Annotated in this window: 18 protein-coding genes; 9 read left to right on the top strand and 9 right to left on the bottom strand. The window is 41.6% G+C overall.

The window, feature by feature from the left end:
• Positions 1 to 428 precede the first annotated feature (428 nt).
• Positions 429 to 1,076, top strand: coding sequence for a Uma2 family endonuclease (locus RMY32_RS16520; protein ID WP_322708590.1), 648 nt, complete (start codon positions 429 to 431; stop codon positions 1,074 to 1,076).
• 488 nt (positions 1,077 to 1,564) lie between these two features.
• Here the strand turns inward: RMY32_RS16520 and RMY32_RS16515 are convergent, their stop codons facing one another.
• Positions 1,565 to 1,975, bottom strand: coding sequence for a fasciclin domain-containing protein (locus tag RMY32_RS16515; RefSeq protein WP_322681567.1), 411 nt, complete (start codon positions 1,973 to 1,975; stop codon positions 1,565 to 1,567).
• 99 nt (positions 1,976 to 2,074) lie between these two features.
• On the opposite strand from RMY32_RS16515, the gene RMY32_RS16510 reads away from it, so the two are divergent.
• Positions 2,075 to 2,206, top strand: a complete 132-nt coding sequence (locus RMY32_RS16510) for a hypothetical protein (RefSeq protein ID WP_409883215.1) — start codon at positions 2,075 to 2,077, stop codon at positions 2,204 to 2,206.
• A 231-nt stretch (positions 2,207 to 2,437) separates the two neighbouring features.
• Positions 2,438 to 3,640 carry an alpha/beta hydrolase gene (locus RMY32_RS16505; RefSeq protein WP_322708589.1) on the top strand — a complete coding sequence of 401 codons (1,203 nt, stop codon included), beginning with the start codon at positions 2,438 to 2,440 and terminating at the stop codon, positions 3,638 to 3,640.
• A 45-nt stretch (positions 3,641 to 3,685) separates the two neighbouring features.
• On the opposite strand, the gene RMY32_RS16500 is transcribed toward RMY32_RS16505, so the two are convergent.
• Positions 3,686 to 4,300 carry a hypothetical protein gene (locus RMY32_RS16500; RefSeq protein WP_322708588.1) on the bottom strand — a complete coding sequence of 205 codons (615 nt, stop codon included), beginning with the start codon at positions 4,298 to 4,300 and terminating at the stop codon, positions 3,686 to 3,688.
• Positions 4,301 to 4,440: 140 nt separating this feature from the next.
• Here RMY32_RS16500 and RMY32_RS16495 point away from each other — a divergent pair, with 140 nt between their 5' ends.
• Entirely contained in the window at positions 4,441 to 4,872 is a 432-nt protein-coding gene (locus tag RMY32_RS16495) for a biotin carboxylase (RefSeq protein ID WP_322708587.1), read from the top strand.
• A 468-nt stretch (positions 4,873 to 5,340) separates the two neighbouring features.
• Here RMY32_RS16495 and RMY32_RS16490 read toward each other — a convergent pair whose 3' ends face one another.
• The 6 genes from RMY32_RS16490 to RMY32_RS16465 form a co-directional block, all read right to left on the bottom strand.
• Entirely contained in the window at positions 5,341 to 6,543 is a 1,203-nt protein-coding gene (locus RMY32_RS16490; protein ID WP_322708585.1) for a hypothetical protein, read from the bottom strand.
• Between the two features lie 150 nt (positions 6,544 to 6,693).
• Positions 6,694 to 8,577, bottom strand: coding sequence for an iron uptake porin (locus RMY32_RS16485; protein ID WP_322708584.1), 1,884 nt, complete (start codon positions 8,575 to 8,577; stop codon positions 6,694 to 6,696).
• Positions 8,578 to 8,782: 205 nt separating this feature from the next.
• Positions 8,783 to 9,259 (bottom strand): hypothetical protein, encoded by a 477-nt coding sequence (locus RMY32_RS16480; RefSeq protein ID WP_322708583.1) that lies wholly within the window; start codon positions 9,257 to 9,259, stop codon positions 8,783 to 8,785.
• A gap of 186 nt (positions 9,260 to 9,445) precedes the next feature.
• Positions 9,446 to 10,189 (bottom strand): ABC transporter ATP-binding protein, encoded by a 744-nt coding sequence (locus RMY32_RS16475; RefSeq protein WP_322708582.1) that lies wholly within the window; start codon positions 10,187 to 10,189, stop codon positions 9,446 to 9,448.
• A 92-nt stretch (positions 10,190 to 10,281) separates the two neighbouring features.
• Entirely contained in the window at positions 10,282 to 10,935 is a 654-nt protein-coding gene (locus RMY32_RS16470; RefSeq protein WP_322708581.1) for an energy-coupling factor transporter transmembrane protein EcfT, read from the bottom strand.
• Positions 10,928 to 11,851 (bottom strand): energy-coupling factor ABC transporter permease, encoded by a 924-nt coding sequence (locus RMY32_RS16465; protein WP_322708580.1) that lies wholly within the window; start codon positions 11,849 to 11,851, stop codon positions 10,928 to 10,930. Before RMY32_RS16465 ends, RMY32_RS16470 begins: the two co-directional genes overlap by 8 nt.
• 913 nt (positions 11,852 to 12,764) lie before the next feature.
• Between RMY32_RS16465 and RMY32_RS16460 the strand changes: the two genes are divergently transcribed.
• The 3 genes from RMY32_RS16460 to RMY32_RS16450 all read left to right on the top strand — a co-directional run bounded on the left by RMY32_RS16460 (position 12,765) and on the right by RMY32_RS16450 (position 18,743).
• The gene (locus RMY32_RS16460) at positions 12,765 to 14,009 is read left to right on the top strand and encodes a glycosyltransferase (protein WP_322708579.1); all 1,245 of its coding nucleotides are present in this window, start codon (positions 12,765 to 12,767) and stop codon (positions 14,007 to 14,009) included.
• A gap of 106 nt (positions 14,010 to 14,115) precedes the next feature.
• Positions 14,116 to 15,975 carry a glycosyltransferase gene (locus RMY32_RS16455; RefSeq protein WP_322708578.1) on the top strand — a complete coding sequence of 620 codons (1,860 nt, stop codon included), beginning with the start codon at positions 14,116 to 14,118 and terminating at the stop codon, positions 15,973 to 15,975.
• Between the two features lie 239 nt (positions 15,976 to 16,214).
• Positions 16,215 to 18,743, top strand: coding sequence for a mannose-1-phosphate guanyltransferase (locus RMY32_RS16450; RefSeq protein ID WP_322708577.1), 2,529 nt, complete (start codon positions 16,215 to 16,217; stop codon positions 18,741 to 18,743).
• Between the two features lie 254 nt (positions 18,744 to 18,997).
• On the opposite strand, the gene RMY32_RS16445 is transcribed toward RMY32_RS16450, so the two are convergent.
• Positions 18,998 to 19,300: a hypothetical protein gene (locus tag RMY32_RS16445; protein WP_322708576.1), complete on the bottom strand. Its 303-nt coding sequence runs from the start codon at positions 19,298 to 19,300 to the stop codon at positions 18,998 to 19,000.
• Between the two features lie 659 nt (positions 19,301 to 19,959).
• Between RMY32_RS16445 and fldA the strand changes: the two genes are divergently transcribed.
• A complete protein-coding gene (gene fldA / locus RMY32_RS16440) occupies positions 19,960 to 20,472 on the top strand; it encodes a flavodoxin FldA (protein ID WP_322696145.1) in 513 nt (170 codons plus the stop codon).
• A 72-nt stretch (positions 20,473 to 20,544) separates the two neighbouring features.
• Positions 20,545 to 21,294: an alpha/beta fold hydrolase gene (locus tag RMY32_RS16435; RefSeq protein WP_322708575.1), complete on the top strand. Its 750-nt coding sequence runs from the start codon at positions 20,545 to 20,547 to the stop codon at positions 21,292 to 21,294.
• The last annotated feature ends 265 nt before the right edge of the window (positions 21,295 to 21,559 follow it).

Here is a 21,559-nt window from a genome sequence, read left to right as displayed (position 1 = left end):
TTTAATCTAATTCAGTATCTGTATTTTTGAGTTAATTGAGGTGGCGGTTGCGCGACGTGCAACCGCCACTTCGTCCTGAACGAGCGCACGACTATTCAAGTGCAAAGTACCCACAGCTTGATAACCCGCAACTTGGGTTAATATCCAAATAAAATCGCAAAGCTCAGATCCCCGACTGTCTAAGAAATCGGGGATCTTGTTTTTAAAATAATTTTCTCCATTATCAGGAAATGACTAAAAACAAATTGGAGTAACAAGTAGAAACTAAATCAGGAACCAAAACCTCTGGGAACTCCAGAGGTTTTTCTCTATTGATCGTAGAAGCGATCGCTCCAGCATACACTTCTAAAAAGCAGCAAAAATTGTCGCCCCTATCAGGTTAACTAGAGTAAGCTGAATTTAGGTTTCAACTATCGGGAGTGGAGATGATGTTGTTGGAATTAAAGCGCATCCATGTTCCACCAGGACAAAGAGTGCTACTACGAGATGTAACCTGGCAGGAATTGGAAACAATTCTAGAAGATTTAGGGGAACACCGGGCAGCACGAATTGCTTATGATAGGGGAATACTGGAGATTATGGCACCACTGCCAGAACATGAATATGACAAAGAAATTATTGGTGATTTAGTCAAAGCGCTTCTAGAAGAGTTGAGTACTGAATTCATCAGCCTTGGTTCTACTACTTTCAAAAACCAAGCAATGGCTCAAGGTATAGAACCCGACCAGTGTTTTTATATAAAAAATGAATCTAAGATTCGCGGCAAAAAGCGGCTAGATTTAGCAGTAGATCCTCCTCCAGATTTAGCTCTAGAAATTGATATTAATTCTCGCACTCATCCTAATATTTATGAAGCGCTAAAAGTGCCAGAACTTTGGCGTTTTGATCGAGGAAAGCTCAAAATTAATGTTTTGCAAGACGGACATTATATAGAATCTCAACAAAGCCTAAATTTTCCTCTATTCTCACTAATTGAAATCATTCCTCAATATCTAGAGCAAAGTAGAACAGCAGGTAGAAATGCAACCCTCAAAGCTTTTCGTCTTTGGGTACAAAAACAGATACAACAGCAATAACTTATGCTGTCACCGTAATTCACAACATACAGAGGATTTCAAGTTAGTGAAATACACAAGCTAAGAGGTTGTTTGAAAAGTGGTTGGCTGTGATTTTAGGCACTAACCGATCCCCCCTCCTTAAAAAGGGGGGAACCGGAATCAAAGTCCCCCTTTTTAAGGGGGATTTAGGGGGATCTAGAACGTTTTGTTACCGAGAAGAAAACTTTTCAAACATCCTCTAAGTCTCAAAGCTTCTCTTGGCGAATGAAATGTGCGTCTATACATTCAAATTTTTTGAGTCCACCAAGTATTTGTCAAAAACAATAGGTTATGATGCTCCCGTCTTTGTCACATATTCTCACGTTAAAACTAAATTCACCGACATGGTTAACGAAGCCCAACACTTACCCCTGCTCTACACTGCATCTAAAAATTTGTAGGACAGCAATTAAATATAATCGCTGTCCTACAAAATCGAAATACAAATTAGCTATTGAAACAAGTGTTTATGCAGGTTCAGGAATTAATACTGTGTCAATCACATGAATCACACCGTTATCAGCTTCCACATCTGGTGTAATAACTGTCGCATTATTGATTTTCACAGCACCATTAGATGCATCAATTTTGATGCTACTTCCTTCAACGGTTGGAGCAGAGTCTAAATTGACCACATCTGCTGACAACACTTTCCCTGAAACAACATGATAAGTTAAGATTCTTGTCAGTAGTGGAACGTCAGCAAGCAGCGAGTCTACTGTCCCTTCATGTAGCTTAGAAAATGCTTCGTCAGTTGGTGCAAAGACCGTAAATGGGCCAGCGCCCTTGAGGGTATCCACTAAACCAGCAGCTTGTACTGCTGCTACTAAGGTATTAAAGGAACCAGCATTAACAGCAGTATCAACAATGTCAGCCATATCTTTTATAAATTTCTGTATCTTTCGTTACTGAAAATATACTTTTATTCAAACTATTACTATCTATCCACAGATAGGTTAAATTTTGTTAATGACTTGATGCCAACAAGATATTGTTTGGTGCTGGCAGACAAAGGATACGATGCTGATAAGCGCGTGATTGAACCCCTGCAAGCCCAAGGCAATAACTGTCATGATTCCGCTCAAGTGCAACCGCAGGAATCCTCGTGATTACGACTTGGACTTGTACAAAGCTCGTTATTTAATTGAAAACTTCTTTGCTAAACTCAAACAGTACCGGGCGATGCCTACGCAACTCGCTATGATAAACGGGCAACCAACTTTCTAGGTGCTATTTATATTTATCTGGCTGCTTCTGTCATCTGGCTTAATTTATGACACACCCTAGTAATAGCGGATAAATTGTACTTCTTTGAAGTCATTACTACCGCATTTTAATCTATGTTTTTTAAACCCAAAACATTTTTATCATCGCTTGCATTATTACTCAGTTTTGCAACTCTATTTCTTAGTTCTGGGATTATTCTTCCGGCTCCAAATATGTTTTTACTCACCCTTGCAGTGGGAGCGCCAGAAGTCAGTCCTTGGTTATTTTTATTAAATTTGCTCTTTTTATTGCTGTCTTTATTCTATATCCGTCGCTGTCAACTACAACGTTTAGTTTGCATTTTCAGTTTCATCGGATTCCTAATTTGTGGATGGGTGCTAGTAAATATTCCACCAACTCAAATGCAGATGGCTAAAGCGATGAAACAAGGGCTGGGAGCAAATTATCTAGAGCAAATTCCAGTCAAAGTAAGGGCTAATATGCAAACCCATTCCTTTGACTTAGTTAATTTCTTTCGGGGTATTAGATTAGGGAAAACGCGTCATCAAAAAGATATTCTCTTTGCTTCTCCTGGGGGAATGCCTTTAAAAATGGAAGTTTATCAACCCCCAGAGGTAGGGAAATATCCAGCAGTGGTAGTAATTTATGGTGGAGCGTGGCAATATGGCAATACTCATGCCAATTCTGAGTTTAATCAATATATTGCTAATCATGGATATACGGTATTTGCGATCGACTATCGACACGCACCTAAATATCAGTTTCCATCTCAGTTAGATGATGTGCGTACAGCCCTAAATTTTATTCGCAAACATGCAGCTGAATATGAAGCCGATTCAGAACGTATGATACTTTTAGGACGTTCTGCTGGCGCACATCTAGCAATGCTAGCGGCTTATCAACCCGATGCACCACCCATTCGTGCTGTGGTGAACTATTACGGGCCTGTTAACTTAACTGAAGGATATAAAACACCACCAAATCCCGATCCGATAAATACCCGCGCTGTTTTAAAAGCATTTCTTGGTGGTTCTTTAGAAGAATTGCCTAATCAGTATCAAATTGCTTCACCGATAAATTACCTAACGCACCCTTTACCGCCAACTTTATTAATTTACGGCAGTCGCGACCATTTGGTGCAAGCGCGATTTGGCAGACAGATGTACGAACGTTTACATGACTCTGGCAACACTGCGGTTTTTCTAGAAATTCCTTGGGCAGAACACGCTTTTGATGCTGTTTTCAACGGTGTAAGCAATCAATTAGCGTTGTATTATACTGAGAGGTTTTTGGCTTGGGCATTGTTCAGGCCATGATTTGATTCGCAGACTCACTCACAAGTATTAAAAACTCAGCACTCCTTACTCCTTTTGAGGCCAGCGCCAATTGTAGCGATTCCATTCATACATACCTTGAATTTCATACTCAGCGCCATTGAAGAAGCGGACGACGCAATTAGTAGAGGAATCATCGCTATTGCTAGTTTCCTTAACCTTAATCACCATACAGGGAAACCATTCCCGCTTACAAGGCCCATCTTCTTGCACCCATTCCCATAGTGCATTGGAAATTTCAATGCGATCGCCTACTCTTAACTTCAGTGCATCCTCAAAATAAGAATACTTGTCAAAATGATATGACTCAACCCGATTCAACCACTGTAAACCATAGCGTTGGCGAATAAATTGTACCGTTCCAGAGTCATTTTCCAGCAACCAGTCGTTGAGTAATTGCACTTTCCAAGTGCAGTTGCGTTGTTCTTCCTCCTTAACAAATTGTAAAAATGCTTCTAACTCCTCTGGGGTAAGTTCGTCTAAAGGATTAGCAATATTTGACTTCCCAGAGGTAGAATTTCCCTGAATTTGCTCAACCACTTGCAATAATATCTGTTTCTGCGTGTCAGTGAGAGGACAGCTTGCTGCATCACAATCATTAAAGGCTGCGAACATAGCTACTTCAATCTCATCTGGAGTCATAATTTCATAGCAATTGAGGGCTTATTCTCTTAATTATTACAAATGTTAAATTCAAGTCTCCAATCACCCTGTAGTTAAATTCAGGTAAGCTGAGGTTGTAAGTTAAATATTGTTTGCTAAATTAACTCACGGGGTCTTTTATGCGGTTGCGTTCACTCACGGTCGTTTTGATTTCATGTCTCATTACTTTTCTATCGTGGGTGATTATTCCCCCAGCTGAAGCCCTGACACAGATTAAACTATTTGATGTTTCCTATAAAGATTGTCCACCAGAACTAGCACAAGGGGCTGTTATCAGTAGTGGTAGCGCTGCTGCCAATTGTTTTCTTGTCGTTGGCAAAGCAGAAAATGGCACTAATAAAACAGTATACGACGCAGATATTTTTGGACGCATCTATGATGCTAATAATGACTCGGTGATGCAAAACCGCACTCGCTTAGGTTCTATTACTGAGGTGCCACCAGGTATTAGCGATTTTGAATTGAGAATTTCTGTACCTGCGAATCAGCCTACTCCGTTGAAGCTAAAACAGTTCAAGGCTGCGGGGTTTAGCGGTCAAGTGCGTAAGTAATTCTTAATTCGTAGTACTCGCCAAAGGCGAGAAACAGGCTAGGTAATTAACGTAAGTTGCTAGTTATAGCCGTAGTCATATAGGTTAAAACAGTGTTAATTGCTCAAAGCCTTAAATTGACTGGGTGATAATCGTATTTTTTGATAACTAGCAACTTGGGTTAAAGAACTTCCAAATAAAAAAATATCCAATTAACTCCTGTGGAGCGGGCATCTTGCCATTGGTGTCAAGTTAAAAAACTTAGAGTCTTGTCAAGTAGGGATAACTCAATGCTTAAATTCAACACAAGGGTGTTGAAAAAACTATGAGTAAACCACCTAAAAAAGCAGGAAATTCAGACTTTCGTCATCGGGTGATAGTGCCAGCGCCAACGAGGGAAGAGATAGAATCGCGGTTAATAGCGCTGGTAATGACGAGACGCACACCCCACAAGAAGTAGTTGAATATTTTTTATTGAAAAGTTTCTAACTAACGCAGTAGCACTCGACTACGAGGGCCGATCGCTTGTTTTGCTAAAGTGGGCATTGTACAACTCTTAGTAGAATCTTGCGAACAAGCGGCTTGAGCAAGGGTTGCAGGGTTGACAACTACTTGATTCACTTCTAGGGAATTACCATTGCTCAATTCCATATTAGGTGTAGTAGAAATTGATGGTGAATTCGATCCAGATGTGTACGTTATAGGTGTCGAGGAAGCGCCACTATCAACTATTGGTGTAACAGTGAATGTGTTACCGCCATCAACCATTGGCGTAACAGTGAATGTGTTTCCACCACTAACTACAGGTGCAGGAGCGATCGCACTACCATCACTAACTACAGGTGTAGGGGCGATCGCACTACCATCGATTACTGATGGGGGAATGGGTGTACTACCACCACTAATTACTGGCGGGGGAGTGGGTGTACTACCACCGCTACTTACTGGTGGGGGAGTGGGTGTACTACTACCGTTACCAGTAGTTGGTGTAGGAGTTATGAGAGTTGCAGTTGCAGGTACTTTGATTTGTATTCTTGCCAGAGGTGCGTTAGTCATTTCCAAAGATGTCACCTTTGGCGAACCTGGGAGATCGGATTTGAAATCAAAGACTGTGGGGGTGGCGCTACCATTGCGATCGCTATATCGCACTCCATATCCACTCACTTCAAAAGTGCCCTGATACTGGTTTCCAGTGTTTGGATCGGTGACAATACCAGTGTATAAGGCTTTGGTGAGATTAAATTCATCCTGAACTACTCCTTGAAATGTGGTTCCTGCCAATTGTCCCTGGTATTTATAGGGTGTCAACTCACCGCCAGAGAGAATCGGCGAAGTGAGAACGCCATTAAAGGAGACAATCGGAATGCCTTTAAAGTCAACAAAATAATGCAGACTACCATCAGAGCGTGTTTGTACCTGCACATAGTCTGACTTGTATATAGGAACATAATTAGGATTGTTCTTAGTACCTAAGTTCCGCGAGTAAGTTCCCGTGTCGTCTGTATCAATGCGAGTAGTGCTTTGATTGAAATTGGGATTATTTCTCGGAAGTTGGATAGTACCCGATAATGTACCAGTGCTTTGAATTGTGATTTGAGCAGAAGCATTTGTTCCACTTAAACTGATAAAGACTGCGGCTAAATTACTGCTAACAAGAAAACAACCCAAATGAACTGATGAATTTAATTTCATGAAAAATTGGCTCCTTTAATCACATACAAAAAAAATACGCGTATGTTTACGCATGACTTTTCCTTGCTCCTAATGGATCGTGAAAATATCTAATACGGGATTAATCAGTAGTTAAATAGCGTATTTTATTACTTTTACGTCAGTACAAAATTAAAACCGGAAACTTGCTCTTAATGTCCCAACGATTAATGCATCGTTAGCAGGATTGTGATCAGGATTGAAAATAACGAATAAGCCTGGAGTCAAGGCGATATTGTCGCTGAGTTGGGCGCGGTAAAAAACTTCTACGTGAATTGATGTGTCACTACGTCCACCTGCTGTCCCCCCATTAGAAAAGTTGGGAAAATTGAAGCCGTCGGGTAAAGTACTGGAAGTAATTTTGGGCGGTTGTCCAACGAGAACGCCCCCTAAATTCCCAGGACGAAACAAATTAGGAAAAGCTGCGAATACCATCCAGTTGGTAGTTTCTACACTTCCCGAAAGTTTAAATGGCTTGGAGGTAGTAAAACCACCCCAACCACCCAATTGCAGGTTAGGGTTAATTCGCCAAGCAACAGTAGCGCCAATGGCTTGGGTATCAAAAGCTGTAGGAGCTGCAAAAGGTGAAATCAGTTGGGAATCGCCAATACCACCTCCCAGTAAGCCATCTGGGGAGTGGGAATAGAGATAATGTACGCCGACATCGATATTGTTTGTGGGTGCTAAACTTAACTGAGCGCCAGCAGTATATCTACCACCAAATAGTCCGCCCTGCTTGGTGTCGCCAGCAAAATTGGGTATTTCGGCACTATAAACGCCTTGCAAACTGATGCGATCGCTAATTTGCCAGTCAAAGCCTATACCACCACTGCCGTTACCAATACTTAAAATTGGGTTCCGCTGACCAAATAGAGAAATTGCACCATCGCTAGAACCTTCTAAAGGGCTAATACCGCGAAAGGTGTTAATCGGGTTGACTCCGGCCGTACCGACGACAATTCCCAAGTTATGCGAGGCGAGAAATCGATAAGATAAGTCACTAATAACTAGATTGTTGTCTGTATTTGACTCGAATCCCAACCGCCCCATATTGGTAGATAACAACGATGCATTAGAACCCAAATTACCCGCAGACAGCCCTGTTAACAGCAAATCTCGCCCTGTAAATGAAGTTGCTAAAGTTAGTTGGGCGCTACTTGTGAAAGTTAGATTGGTTTTTCCCTGGCGTTCAGGTACTCCATCTCTCGGAAACAAATCCACGTCGGGGCTATTGGTTCCTTGCACGCTAAAAATTGCTTGACCAAATAACCTAGTAGTTGTGGAAAACCGATTTCCTTGTAATTCACTAGTCTGCTTTTCCACAACCTCGATACGCTGCTGTAATTGCTGCAACTCTGCTTTGAACTCGCCTTGCAATCTTTGCAGCAAGATTAAATCTTCATTATTAACAGTATTAATTTTATTGTTAGCATAGGCGTAGCCCGTTGCAGGCATCGCATCGTTAATCTTCTCCAAACAAGCATTTAAACCAGCCGCAAATTCATAACGGCTGATGCTACGATTCCCCAAATAAGTCCCATCAGGGTATCCCGCAATGCAGCCATAGCGTTCTACTAAAGACTGCAAAGCAGCAAAAGCCCAATCGGAGGGTTGCACGTCCTGGAGTTGCGATACTGAGGTGACTTGAGACATTGGGTTGTCTGAGTCTGGAGGATGAAGAGATTGGGAAAATTCTTCTGTACTTTCCTGGTTCTGTACAACTTCTGTTACAGGTTGAGTATCTTTTAATTTAAGTAAGTTAGGTGAACTGATAAATTGAATTTTGTCTCTACTTTTTCTAAGTATATTCTCGTACTTATTTTTTATTGCTGACGAGGTGGTTATATCTGGTTGCACGAATTCAGGTGGTGTAATTTCAGCAGGTGAGACAACTTGAGATAAATTATCCTGTGTTGACTGCTGCACCGGGTTTTCTGGCAGAATTACGGACTGTTCTGGTAAATTGAGCGCAGATATTGGCGCTGTTGCCACTACACTCGCCATCAGTAGACTCATATCAATCCTGGTATTTCATTTGACTTGCACCAATACTTCTTTTGACAGAGAAAGTTGGTGTATATCAGGAATTTTTTTGAAAAAAAAGTGATAAAAGTTACTGTGCTTCTAAGAGCTATCGCTGTCTCAGTGGGAGAATGAAAAAGCAGAGGAGAAGTTGCAGTAAGTTTCTCCTCTCTGCCCAATGCCCAATGCCCCAGATAGATTATTCTGGCTCGCTACAATACTTATTCATTTGATTCACTAATGTATCTGACTGTTTGCCAAGAGTTGTAGCTGTTGTCAGTGCTGAATCAATTTCAGCTCTAGCCTTTTGGATTTTTACTCTTCCAGATTCTGAGGCTTGTGCTGTCTTGGTTACACCAAGCGCTTTACCTGCTTTGGCGATCGCTTGGCTAAGATTTTGAAAAATCTTCACAAAACCGCTTTGAAATTCTTTCAGCTTCGGATCTTTTAACTTCAGTTCTCCAATGGATTTAGTCACAAAGTCTAAATCTTTAGATAACTGTATGCTAGTTATCACTTGTGTTCCTTTATTTTTATCAATTAGAGAAGTTCCAGCATTCACAACTCGAATCAGTCGCTGGCACTGGGAAACTTTATTGTCACTGCAACTAGCAACTAACAAAGCAATACTTAGGCTCACAGGAGCAAGAACAGTATATTTATGTAAAACAGACATTAACACCCCAACAGCAATTCAACCCACAATATAGTATCCAATATTACGGGGAAATGAGAGAATTGGGCACAAGAGGCAGGGGGAGAAATCAATTCAAAATTCAAAATTCAAAATTCAAAATTCAAACATTTTTGAACTTCTGCCTCCTCTTTCCCAATACCCAATGCCCAATGCCCAATGCCCAAATCACCAATCTATCGGCAAACCCAACTGGTCTAAAGTAGCACCATCTTGTAACAGTGGTTGAATATCGCTGTCTATTTGAATACGACCACCAGATAGTACCAAAGCGCGTTGAGTAACTCTGCTTAACCAATTTAGATCGTGGGAAGCAATTAAAATCGCTTGCACAGGTAACTTTAATAATACTTGCCCCAAATGACGACGCCATGCTGGATCGAGACCGTTAGTTGGCTCATCCAAAATTAGAATTGTTGGTTCTAGGGCTAAAATTGAGGCCAGGGCGGCTAGGCGTCTTTGTCCACCAGAAAGTTCGTGGGCGGAACGATTAGCGTAGGCTTCTAGACCAAAATCAGCTAATAACTGGCGGGCGCGATCGCTTGCTTCTGCTGGTGATATCCCATAGTTACGCGGCCCAAAGGTAACATCTTCCAAGATAGTGGGCATAAATAGTTGGTCGTTGGCATCTTGGAAGCTAAAGCCTATTTGACGACGCACTTGGGGTAAAGTTTGCGGTTCTACGGGAATGCCATTAATGGTAATTTTTCCTGTTTGCGGTTGTTTTAAGCCGATTAAGTTCTCCAACAAGGTACTTTTTCCAGAACCTGTTGCTCCCATCAATGCAACGCGATCGCCTTTGTTCAAGGTAAAAGATATTTCCTGTAATACTGGCTCCTGGTGGGAATATGCATACACCAGGTTCTTAACCTCGACTACAGCTGCATGGGGATTAGAAGTTAATGATTTCAAAATTTACAAACTCAATATGTAAGGGAGTAGAGACGCGATTAATCGCGTTTTAGTGACAGACGCGATTAGTCGCGTCTGTACTGGGGAGTGGGTTAAATCTTGTAAGAAGTTAGAGTTACACTAGCAGCGATCGCCCAAGTTAGTAATAAGGCAAAACGTTCTTTTGGTCTGAGGGTAGAATCTATGGGTAATTGTCCGTTGTAACCACGAGCTACCATTGCCGCATAGACTCGCTCTGCTCGATCTAAACTACGGAGATACAAAGCTCCAATCATGGCTGCACTGGCATAGCGCAACCATCCCGTAGTTCCATTCAAACCGCGTAGTTGAGCGCTGCGCCGCATCCGCGTTACTTCTGAGAGCAAAATTTCCATATATTGCCCAGCTAATAACAAGTTTTCCTTTAAAGGTGCTGGTACTGGTAAGCTTTTCAGGGCAATGCCGAAACTGTGGGGCGGTAAGGTTAACAAAAAACTATTCATCGTCACCAGACAAACCAGCGAACGAACTAGCAAAAAACTGGCTCGTTCCCATCCCAAGGGCAATGCTAGCAATGACAAAAAAATCAATTCTGTGCCGAGTAATCCTCCCAATTGGCGAATTGGTACGCGCAAGAAGCAAGCCCATAAAAGTGCGATCGCGCCATATACACTTAGTCCATACCAGGCATGATGCTTTAATAAAGCTGCTCCCACCACGATCGCTAGAGACAGTTGTAAGCGTAGCGGTAAGGAAAGTTTAAGCATTATTCGGTTTCACTACCTTGGCAATTCCAAAGGCAACAGCAAAGCAAACCGCAGCTCCCACCAGCCCAGCGATACTAGTGCCAATTGGCCCTAAACCCTCAATTCCATAGTCAGCTAAGGGAGTCGGCACAATTATCCGTACTTTCTCGGCTAAGTTAATGAAACCTGTATTTTCGGCAACTTTCTCCAAACCATCGGGCCATGCTGAGGCAAAGAGTGACAGCACTCCCGCAATCAAAAAAATGGTGACAATAGGCACTGACCAGCCACGAAACTCGTGCTGTTCGCCTGGTAACAAATCTGGTCTGGCTCTGGCCAGATAAGTCAGCACACCCCCGGTAATCATTCCTTCGCCAATGCCAATCAAAATATGCACGCCAGTCATGGCTGGTAAAACTATCGCTATCGGTGCAGTTCCAGAAAGGGCTAATTCAATGGCACAAGCGATCGCAGCTACCACTACACTCACACCAGCGGCGATCCCAGCAGCCAAGGGTAAGCGCCCTTTAGACCCCCCAAACAGCCGTTGCAAGGTTTCGGTTAAAACCCAGCCAACCCAAACCCCAACTACTGCCATGTTAAAAATGTTTGCTCCCAAGGCTGTAATGCCACCATCAGCAAATAACACGGATTGAATAATTAAAACTGTAGCGATACACAACGTTCCAGCCCAAGGACTGCCCAAAACGATCGCAGCTAAGGTTCCCCCTAACAAGTGACCACTAGTACCTCCTGCTACTGGAAAATTGATCATCTGGGCAGCAAAAATAAAGGCGGTGGTTAATCCCAATATCGGGGCACGACGAATACCAAAAGCCTCTTGCGATCGCCCGAAGGCAACAAATAACGCTGCCACACTCGCTAAACCAGTAGCCCCGGCCACTGGAATAGAAACAAATCCATCAGGAATATGCATGATCTACCCTGTATTTTTAGAGGTTCATTTATTCAAAACAAGCAATAAAACTACGCCATCATTTTAATAACAAACAAAATTTTTCTCTTTTTTGCAATGCCCTACTGGGGGATTTTATAATGTTACTTTTGACATATTTTCAATCGAGTCTCTACTAAATAGTATACTTATTTAGTAACATATTAATTTTTGTTAAACTGATTTTTTATATTGCTAAACGTTGACAGAATGGGACTGTACTTATCTCGTCTCATTTTGTCGATCAAATTACTCCGAAAAAGAGATAATAAAGAAACTTTAGCTACCTCTTACCTTATGGAGTAGTTCGTTTTTTCAAAAATCAAACAGGAATTTATAGCTGCTCTTAACAGTGAAGAAATAGCTGTAACTATTTCTCCAAGAAAAATGTTTTGATTTTTTTTGTTTTGTAGTGTTTAATTAATTCCTTATTGCATCAACAAATAAGTTTTTACGGGGGTAACAGGCTTATGTAATCAACATTTGCACTTTATTTTTACCTTGCTGTAAAAATCATAATGTATAAGCACATTAACAAAATTTCTGATACTCCATACTAAATTAATATTCCCTGTAGTCTCATTAAATAATTATAAAGATATGCTGAATAAACTGTATATTTGCTGACTTAGTTTACTTAAAAGTACATGAGGTTTTGCTAAAAATACGTAATTCTTCGTATAATATCATAAAAATAAGGGGTAAGATGTAAAACTTAGATGAATTTAGGAAAATACTGGGAATCGAAGTGCGGAAATTACTAAACTTTTAGGGCAACTAACTGTAACAAAAGGATTCCTCAACTTTTGAGTAACTAGGTTCAGTCAATAAAGGCACCAGATGTTTGATTCTATTTTCCACGGACTTTACACACCCTCGTTTTGCAATTTGGAATATGAAAACAAACTCATCGAACTCGTTGTTAACAGTATCAACCGGCCCGCTAAAGATTTCAGAGTTGCCCCCCAACCCCGTGGGTACAGATGATAATTCTATTCATCTTTCTCTAGTAATTCCTACTTATAAAGAGCGTGACAACATCAAAAATGTAGTCAGCATATTGAGTCAATTACTGGATGAATCTATTGCAGAAAAGTATGAACTAATAGTAGTAGATGATGATAGCCCAGACCGAACCTGGGAGATAGCGCAATCTTTGACGACAGAATACCCCCAGTTGCGAGTGATGCGACGCCAACAGGAACGGGGGCTATCCTCAGCAGTGATTCGTGGATGGCAAGCAGCGACAGGTAGTGTGTTGGGAGTGATTGATGGAGATTTGCAGCATCCACCAGAGGTACTAATACAACTGTTGGCTAATATTGAGCAAGGAGCAGATTTGGCAGTAGCTAGCCGTCATGTAGAAGGAGGCGGTGTTAGTAGCTGGAGTGTTGTTAGGCGTTTCTTGTCTCGTGGCGCTCAGTTGTTAGGCTTGGTAATTTTACCGGGGGTATTGGGCAGAGTTTCTGACCCGATGAGTGGTTATTTTATGGTGCGTCGGAGTGCGATCGCAGGTGTAACACTCAATCCAGTTGGATATAAAATTCTCCTAGAAGTAATTGGCCGGGGAAAAGTAGACCAAGTTGCCGAAGTTGGGTATGTTTTTTGCGAACGCAAAGAGGGCGAGAGTAAGGTGACATGGAAGCAATATATAGATTACATCCACCATTTAGTGCGATTGCGGCTTTCCACAGGGAAAGTAGGACGATTGCAAAGAAAAGTCAATTTCCCAGTTGGTCGATTCCTCCGGTTTGGGTTGGTTGGCTTTAGTGGGGTATTTGTGGATATGGCAATACTTTACTTACTCAGCGATCCAACTACCTTGGCTTGGCCACTGACGCGTAGCAAAATTATTGCGGGTGAAATTGCCATTTTAAATAATTTCTTCTGGAATGACGCTTGGACATTTGCTGATGTCAGCGCCAGACAGCAAGAATGGCAGCAACGCCTGAAGCGGTTTATGAAATTCAACGCCATTTGCCTTGCTGGACTGGTATTGAACGTACTGATATTAAATTTAATATTCAATTTTCTTATTCATAACCGTTATATTGCCAACTTCATTGCGATCGCAGTTGCTACCATTTGGAATTTCTGGGTTAATTTGAAACTTAGCTGGCGCGTCACAGACGTGAAATAATCACAACGAGGGATTTGAGCTTTAGATTTTTGTTTTTAGATTTTAGAACGAACGAACTTAAATCTCAAACGTCAAATCTACAAATCCATGACTGTGAGGCCCAGCAATGAGAGTTCTTTTCCAAGGTGCATTTTATTTTTACAAACAAATTATCTCGTTGCTACCTGCATCTGCTATACATTTCCTACCTTTGGTAGATAAAAACTCTGGCTCACAACGCAAGCATTGGCATAATTGGCATCGCCTTCCTCCTTTCTGGGTTCATCTCTTGGCGATCTTAATATGGTCGATTGTCGGCATCAGCTTGCGCCTAATCAACTTGACTGCAAAGCCTCCTTGGACTGATGAGTTTGCCACCTTGGTGTTTAGCTTGGGGAATACTTTTATATCAGTTCCCCTCGATCGAGCGATCGCACCTGATATCCTATTACAACCACTGCAACTAAACCCAGCTGCAACTATTGGTGATGTCATTCATAACTTAGCCACACAAGATAATCATCCACCACTGTATTTTGTGCTGGCTTATCTGTGGATGAAGTTATTTAACAGCGATGGAGGATTAATATCGCTGTTTGGGGCGCGATTGCTACCAGCTATATTCGGTGCTGTCTCCATTCCGTGTGTTTACGTATTAGGTAGAGTAGCGTTTCGTTCGTCATTAGTGGGACACTTGACTGCTGCGATGATGGCAGTATCACCTTATGGCGTATTTTTAGCACAAGAAGCGCGTCATTACACTTTGGCAATCTTATGGGTAATTGGTTCTCTCACCTGCTTAGTAATTGCCACACGTCATATTCAAAACCGCACATCTTTACCTATATGGGTAGCACTTTTCTGGATCGGAATTAATGCTTTAGGTATTGCTACTCATTATTTTTTCAGCATTACCCTTTGCACAGAAGTCGTAGTTTTGATTTTTCTGGCTTGGCTTCAATTGCAAAATAGCAGCAAATTTTCTCTTTTCTTCTCTCCTCCTTGGCGGCGCATCTACGCCGTTGTCATCGGTACTTGTGTAGCGGGTTTAATTTGGATACCAACCATGTTAGAGAATGAAAATCGTGGTGCTTTGACCGAGTGGATTCGAGGTTCACGCGTTGGACTAGAGTGGTTAAGCCCAATTTTTCAAGCTTTAGGAACATTGATTGCCATGATTTCCCTATTACCAGTTGAATCTTCTCAAGCTTTGGTTGTGATTCCTTCTGGAATAGTGATGCTAACTTTCTTTATTTGGGCAGTACCAATTTTGCTGCGTGGGATTAAAATTCAACTACAGCACTCAGAAAGCCGGATGATGATTCAGGTACTTGCTGGAGTCGTTATCAGTGCGATCGCAATATTCTTTATCTTTACTTACTTTTTGGGTATTGACCTCACCAGAGGTGCTAGATATAACTTTGTTTACTTTCCGGCGATCGTGGTTTTACTAGGTGCAAGTCTCGCAGTTTGTTGGCATCCTCCCCAGATGGAAACAGAGCCAGGGAAAAATGGGATAACAAGCATAGGTAAATGGGGAATAAACGGAAAAAAAGCCGTGATGTTAATTTGGTTAATGGGATTTTTCAGTGCAGTTACAGTAGTCTGCAATCTCGGCTATCAAAAATATTATCGTCCTGACCTGTTTGTGCAACTAATTCAACAAACATCCCCAACACCAGTACTGATTGCCACCACCCACAAAACTTATGTACACACTGGGGAAATGATGGGAGTAGCTAGGGAGATTAAACTTGCAAATTCACTTCAAAATCCTCTGTTTCTCCTTGCTCATCAAGATCGAGATCCGAATGCTTCCACCATTGCTCTGGAAAATACTTTAAAAAAACTACCACGACCTTTTGATCTGTGGCTGGTAAACTTTCACGCACCCATAGCAGAAACCGTGAAAACGTGTGTTACGTCTGATACTCAATCTTTACCAAGCGTAGACGGCTACGAATATGAACTTTATCATTGTCAATAAGTTGGGGACTGGGGACTGGGGACTGGGGACTAGGGACTAGGGACTAAGGGGATGAGAAAGCTAATAGGGAGAAATATTGAACAAGTTTCTTCCCAATCCCCAATCCCCAATCCCCAATCTATATGCATCTTGTGGAAGTTCCTCAAATATCAATATCCATAGGAGACTAGAGAAAGAAAAACAAAATATATCTGACACGTTTTCAAGTAGCGAAAGCTATAACTAGCTAAGGAGGATTTATGCGTGCAGTATTGATGGCAGGGGGTTCGGGAACACGGCTTCGCCCCTTAACTTGCGATCTGCCGAAACCGATGGTGCCGATTCTAAATCGACCAATTGCCGAACATATTATCAATCTCCTTAAACGACATCAAATTACAGAAGTTATTGCGACATTGCATTATTTACCTGATGTCTTGCGAGATTATTTTCAAGATGGCAGCGATTTTGGCGTCCAGATGACTTATGCTGTCGAAGAAGATCAGCCTTTGGGTACAGCTGGCTGTGTGAAAAACATTGCCGAACTTCTTGATGAAACTTTTTTAGTTATTAGCGGTGATAGCATAACAGATTTTGACCTGACGGCAGCGATCGCATATCACAAACAAAAACAGTCAAAAGCTACTTTGATTTTAACCAGGGTTCCCAACCCGATTGAATTTGGAGTGGTGATTACTGATGAAGAAACACGGATTCGGCGATTTTTAGAAAAACCCTCTAGTAGTGAAATTTTTTCTGATACCGTTAACACTGGTACTTATATTCTCGAACCAGAAGTTTTGGAATATCTGTCAGCAAACGTTGAATCTGACTTTTCCAAAGACTTATTCCCCTTACTACTAGAAAAAGATGAGCCAATGTATGGTTACATTGCTCAAGGTTACTGGTGTGATGTTGGTCACTTAGATGCTTATCGCGAGGCTCAGTATGACGCGTTAGATCGAAAAGTGCAACTAGATTATGCCTACAAAGAAGTTTCTCATGATTTATGGGTAGGCCAAAATACTTACATCGATCATACGGCCGTGATTGAAACTCCAGTAGTGATTGGTGATAATTGCCGCATTGGGGCAAGGGTACAGATTGAGGCAGGAACCGTAATTGGGGATAATGTCACTATTGGCGCTGATGCTAATCTTAAACGTCCCATAGTCTGGAATGGAGCATTCATTGGCGATGAAGCAGCTCTTTCTGCCTGTGTGATTTGCCGTGGCGCTCGTGTAGACCGCCGCGCTCAGGTATTAGAAGCTGCGGTTGTAGGTTCGCTTTCTACGGTGGGAGAAGAAGCCCAAATTAGCCCAGGCGTGCGTGTTTGGCCCAGTAAAAAGATTGAGTCAGGGGCAGTTTTAAACATTAACTTGATTTGGGGAAACATCGCTCAACGCAATTTATTTGGGCAACGCGGTGTCCAAGGATTAGCTAATATCGACATCACCCCAGAATTCGCTGTGAAATTGGGATCTGCTTACGGTTCTACTTTGAAACCTGGTTCTAAAGTAACGGTTTCCCGCGACCAGCGTAATATTTCTCGAATGGTGACGCGATCGCTAATTGCAGGTTTAATGTCAGTAGGTGTTGATATTCAAAACCTCGATGCCACAGCTATCCCCATCGCCCGTACAGTTATACCCACAATGTCGGTAGCTGGTGGTATCCACGTCCGGGTACACCCCGATCGCCCTGATTACATTCTGATTGAATTTATGGATGCCAAGGGCATTAATATCACCAAAGCCCTGGAAAAGAAAATTGAAGGGGCTTACTTTAAGGAAGATATGCGGCGGGCGCTAATTCATGAAATTGGCGATGTATCTTATCCTAGCCAAGTCATGGAGCGCTACTGTACTGCTTTTGAGAAATTATTGCATGTTCATACACTCCGTAATAGCCGCGCAAAAGTGGTGATTGACTATGTTTATGCAGTATCAGGGGCAGTTTTACCCCAAATGTTGGATAAATTTGGCGCTGATGCAGTGGTATTGAATGCTAGTGTCAATAAAACGGCAATGTCAATCACCGATCGCGAAGGATTGCTAACTCAGTTAGGTCATGTAGTGGAAGCATTGAAAGCTAACTTTGGCGTGCAAGTATCCGCTAATGGAGAACAGCTAATTTTAGTTGATGAATCCGGCTACCCAATTCGTGGGGAAATGTTAACAGCACTGATGGTAGACATGATATTAACTGCTAACCCCAGAGGAACAGTAGTTGTACCAGTTCATGCTTCTAGTGCTATTGAACAAGTCGCCCGTCGCCATGATGGTAGAGTGATTCGCACTAAAGCCAACCCTACAGCTTTAATGGAGGCTTGCCAGAAAAACCAGAATGTGGTATTAGGAGGTAGTGGAGATACTGGTTTTATTTTCCCGCAACTGCATCCAGGATTTGATTCCATGTTCTGCATTGCCAAGATAATTGAGATGTTAACTATACAGGAGCGATCGCTTGCTGCGGCGCGGTCAGAATTGCCCCGTGTAATTCACAAAAGTTATACAGTCCGTTGCCCGTGGACAGCTAAGGGTGCTTTGATGCGTTACTTGGTAGAAACTCACCCAGCGCAAAATCTAGAACTCATCGATGGAGTAAAAATTTGTCAACCCTACGATGACAGTTGGCTGTTAGTTTTACCAGATGCCAGCGAACCACTGGTGCATTTGTATGCAAATAGCAACGATCGCGAATGGGTAGATGAGACTGTGAGAAACTACCGCACGCGCGTTCAGACTTTTGTGGAAAGACAACAAGAATATCAACCCGCCGAAGTGTAATTTGTAATTCGTAATACTTCGGCTACGCGGTAGTTGAGCGTAGTCGAAACTCAGTACAAGTTCGTAATTCGTAATTCGTAATTGAATTTTTTAATTACAAATTACAAACTAAGAATTATGCGGTTTTCGTTTGGATGCAACTGAAAACCTACTCGGTTAAGAAAATTTGTAGATTGGATTGTAGCTTGCTTCGCCGCAGGGATACATTGCTATAGCTACCCCTCCCAAAATGCTTTGAGAGGGGTTCTAAATCTTCATTGAGAACATTCTGGTAAATTTGTACCAGCGTAATTGCAATCAAAATAAATTAAAGCTTCCCTACTAGAGGGGAATGTTGTAGTTGTGTCGTATGGATCGCTGTTTAGATTTGCTTCAGATGACCAAACTTTCAAATAGTAATGACTATTATCATCGGTAGACCATAATTCGTAACGGTAATTACCTCCTGACCCCTGACTAGTTAAATAGTCAGCTAGTGCTGTATTCGATGTAGACACAAAGCTCAATACAGTCAAAACAGGAATTACAGCTAGTTTTAGTATTTGGATTAATTTCATAAATGCACAAAAAACTTACTCCCTTTAGCCTCCTTTACCGAAGTGATTTTTGAAACCAGTAATTTTCAGGGATATTTTGTGAGGATATCGTAAGACGCGATAAATCGTGTCTCTACAACAAGGGTTATCGATATTTTATAGCGATTTAAACTATCTTCTTGCAGAGTGCGTTATTCACTCTTAATATAAAAATACGGCAACTTGATTGAGTTACCGTATTTAGAGCAGCCAAAGGACAAGATCGCATAACTTCTGCAAGATCGAGTCTTGTATCACTTTTTGTCTAAACTCTTTTGTTCAGGCGTTCATCTCAATACTCCTATTCGAGTAAGTGCGAAGTTTTTGACCAATTAAGGTATGAGAATTCTTGCTGCCTCGTCTAGTTTTCGGTTTGTTTCCTGAAATACTTAACAAAAGTTTACTTATCTAAATGAAAAATACTCTCAATTAGTCTGGTAGTATATCTTCAGGATTATTGAGATTAATACTCATTAAGCAAGTGATGTATTTCAGCTATTGGCAAACTTTCTGAAAAGATAACGCTTTTGACTTGCGTGGCTGTTCAAACACTGGAGTCGATGCCTTGATGGGCAGATTAACCAACCTCTCAGGGCGACTTTCCAGCAGGGCACACAACTATTTATTTCTCAGGTGTCAATATGTCAAAAAAAATTGGTTTGTTTTACGGTACTCAAACTGGTAACACTGAATCTGATGCTGAAAAAATTCGGGATGAGTTTGGTGATGATGTTGTGACATTACATCCCATTTACGAGGCGGATAGTAGCACTTTTGATGAATATGACTTGCTGATTATTGGCTCTCCTACTTGGGATATTGGTCAACTTCAGAGCGATTGGGAAGGCTTTTTCTCCGATCTAGATGAAATAGATTTTAGTGGAAAGCTAGTTGCCTATTTTGGTGATGGAGACCAATATGGCTATGCCGATAACTTCCAAGATGCAATCGGAATTCTGGAAGAAAAAATTTCCCAACGGGGTGGTAAAACTGTTGGTTATTGGCCAACTGAGGGATATGACTTTGAGAATTCTAAAGCTTTGAGAAATGGCAAGTTTGTCGGATTGGCACTTGATGAAGGTAGTCAATCTGATTTAACAGACGAGCGAATTAAAACTTGGGTTGCTCAGTTGAAGACAGAATTTGGTTTGTAGAGATTTAGGGCGTACAGCTAACTGTACGCCTTTGTTGAAACTGATAATTTAATTTAGAAGTTCTAGGTATTTATGTCTGATTCATTTGATATTTTATGGTTAAGTGCCAGTCCAGCTTTGCAGCGTTTTGATAAACCATTACTTGAATATTTATCTAGTTATATAAATGTTGCCCAATGGGAATATCAGCAAACTAAAGATGAAGCCAGTTCCATAGATCAAGCTGTAGATTTACTGTATGAATTTTTAGAATGCCGCGGCCCCGTGCATTTAGCAGGTCATGCTATGGGTGGTGCGATCGCTTTAACCTTTGCGCGGCGATTTCCGCAAAAAGTGCGATCGCTCACTCTGCTATCTGTAGCAGCTCAACCTGCAAACAATTGGCAAGCTCACTATTACTTTCAACGACAACTTTTTAGCATCAGCCGTGAACTAATTCTAGCAAGTAGCGTTCGCAGTCTATTTGGCAATCAACCACCTCATACCACTAAAAAGTTAGTAGCTGCCTTAGATAAAGATTTAGAACAATCTCCCACGTCACACTCTTTATTTAAGTTGGTTTATTTACCCAAAGGTGGAGTTTCTATGCCAATGATGGTATGTGGTAGCAAGAGCGATCCAGTAGTCAATCCACCTGCATTGCATGATTGGTTAAATTGGTTCAAGCCAGAAGATAAACTCTGGGAATGCCCAGAAGGGTATCATTTTTTTCACTATTTTTATCCTCAACAGGTTGGCGAAGAGATTTTGAGTTTTTGGCAAAGTCACCATCCGCATCTACTGGAAGCATCTGCACTATCTTTTAGTACTTCTATAAATTAGTAACTTTGAGGTGCGATCGCATTTCTGAAATTTGGGGTGTTTTGGGGTGCGATCGCTAGATTTTGTTTGCGAATGTATTTTTTATTTAAAAAACCCAGCTTTTTTACGTAAAATTATTGTTGTTTTTATCTGGATTCGCGGAAAACCCCATCCGTCTGTACGGTGGGGATGGATAGCGGTCTACGGAGTGGAGCGCAGTAGACAATCATTCTTTCCCGCCTGATTGCTCTTTAATATAATCTTTAACTATTTCTAGTGGCGCTCC

The sequence above is a fragment of the Nostoc sp. ChiSLP03a genome, from assembly GCF_034531215.2.
Lineage (GTDB): Bacteria > Cyanobacteriota > Cyanobacteriia > Cyanobacteriales > Nostocaceae > Nostoc.
Note: the sequence above shows the minus strand (reverse complement) of the source record. Positions and strands in the feature narration are given on the sequence as shown.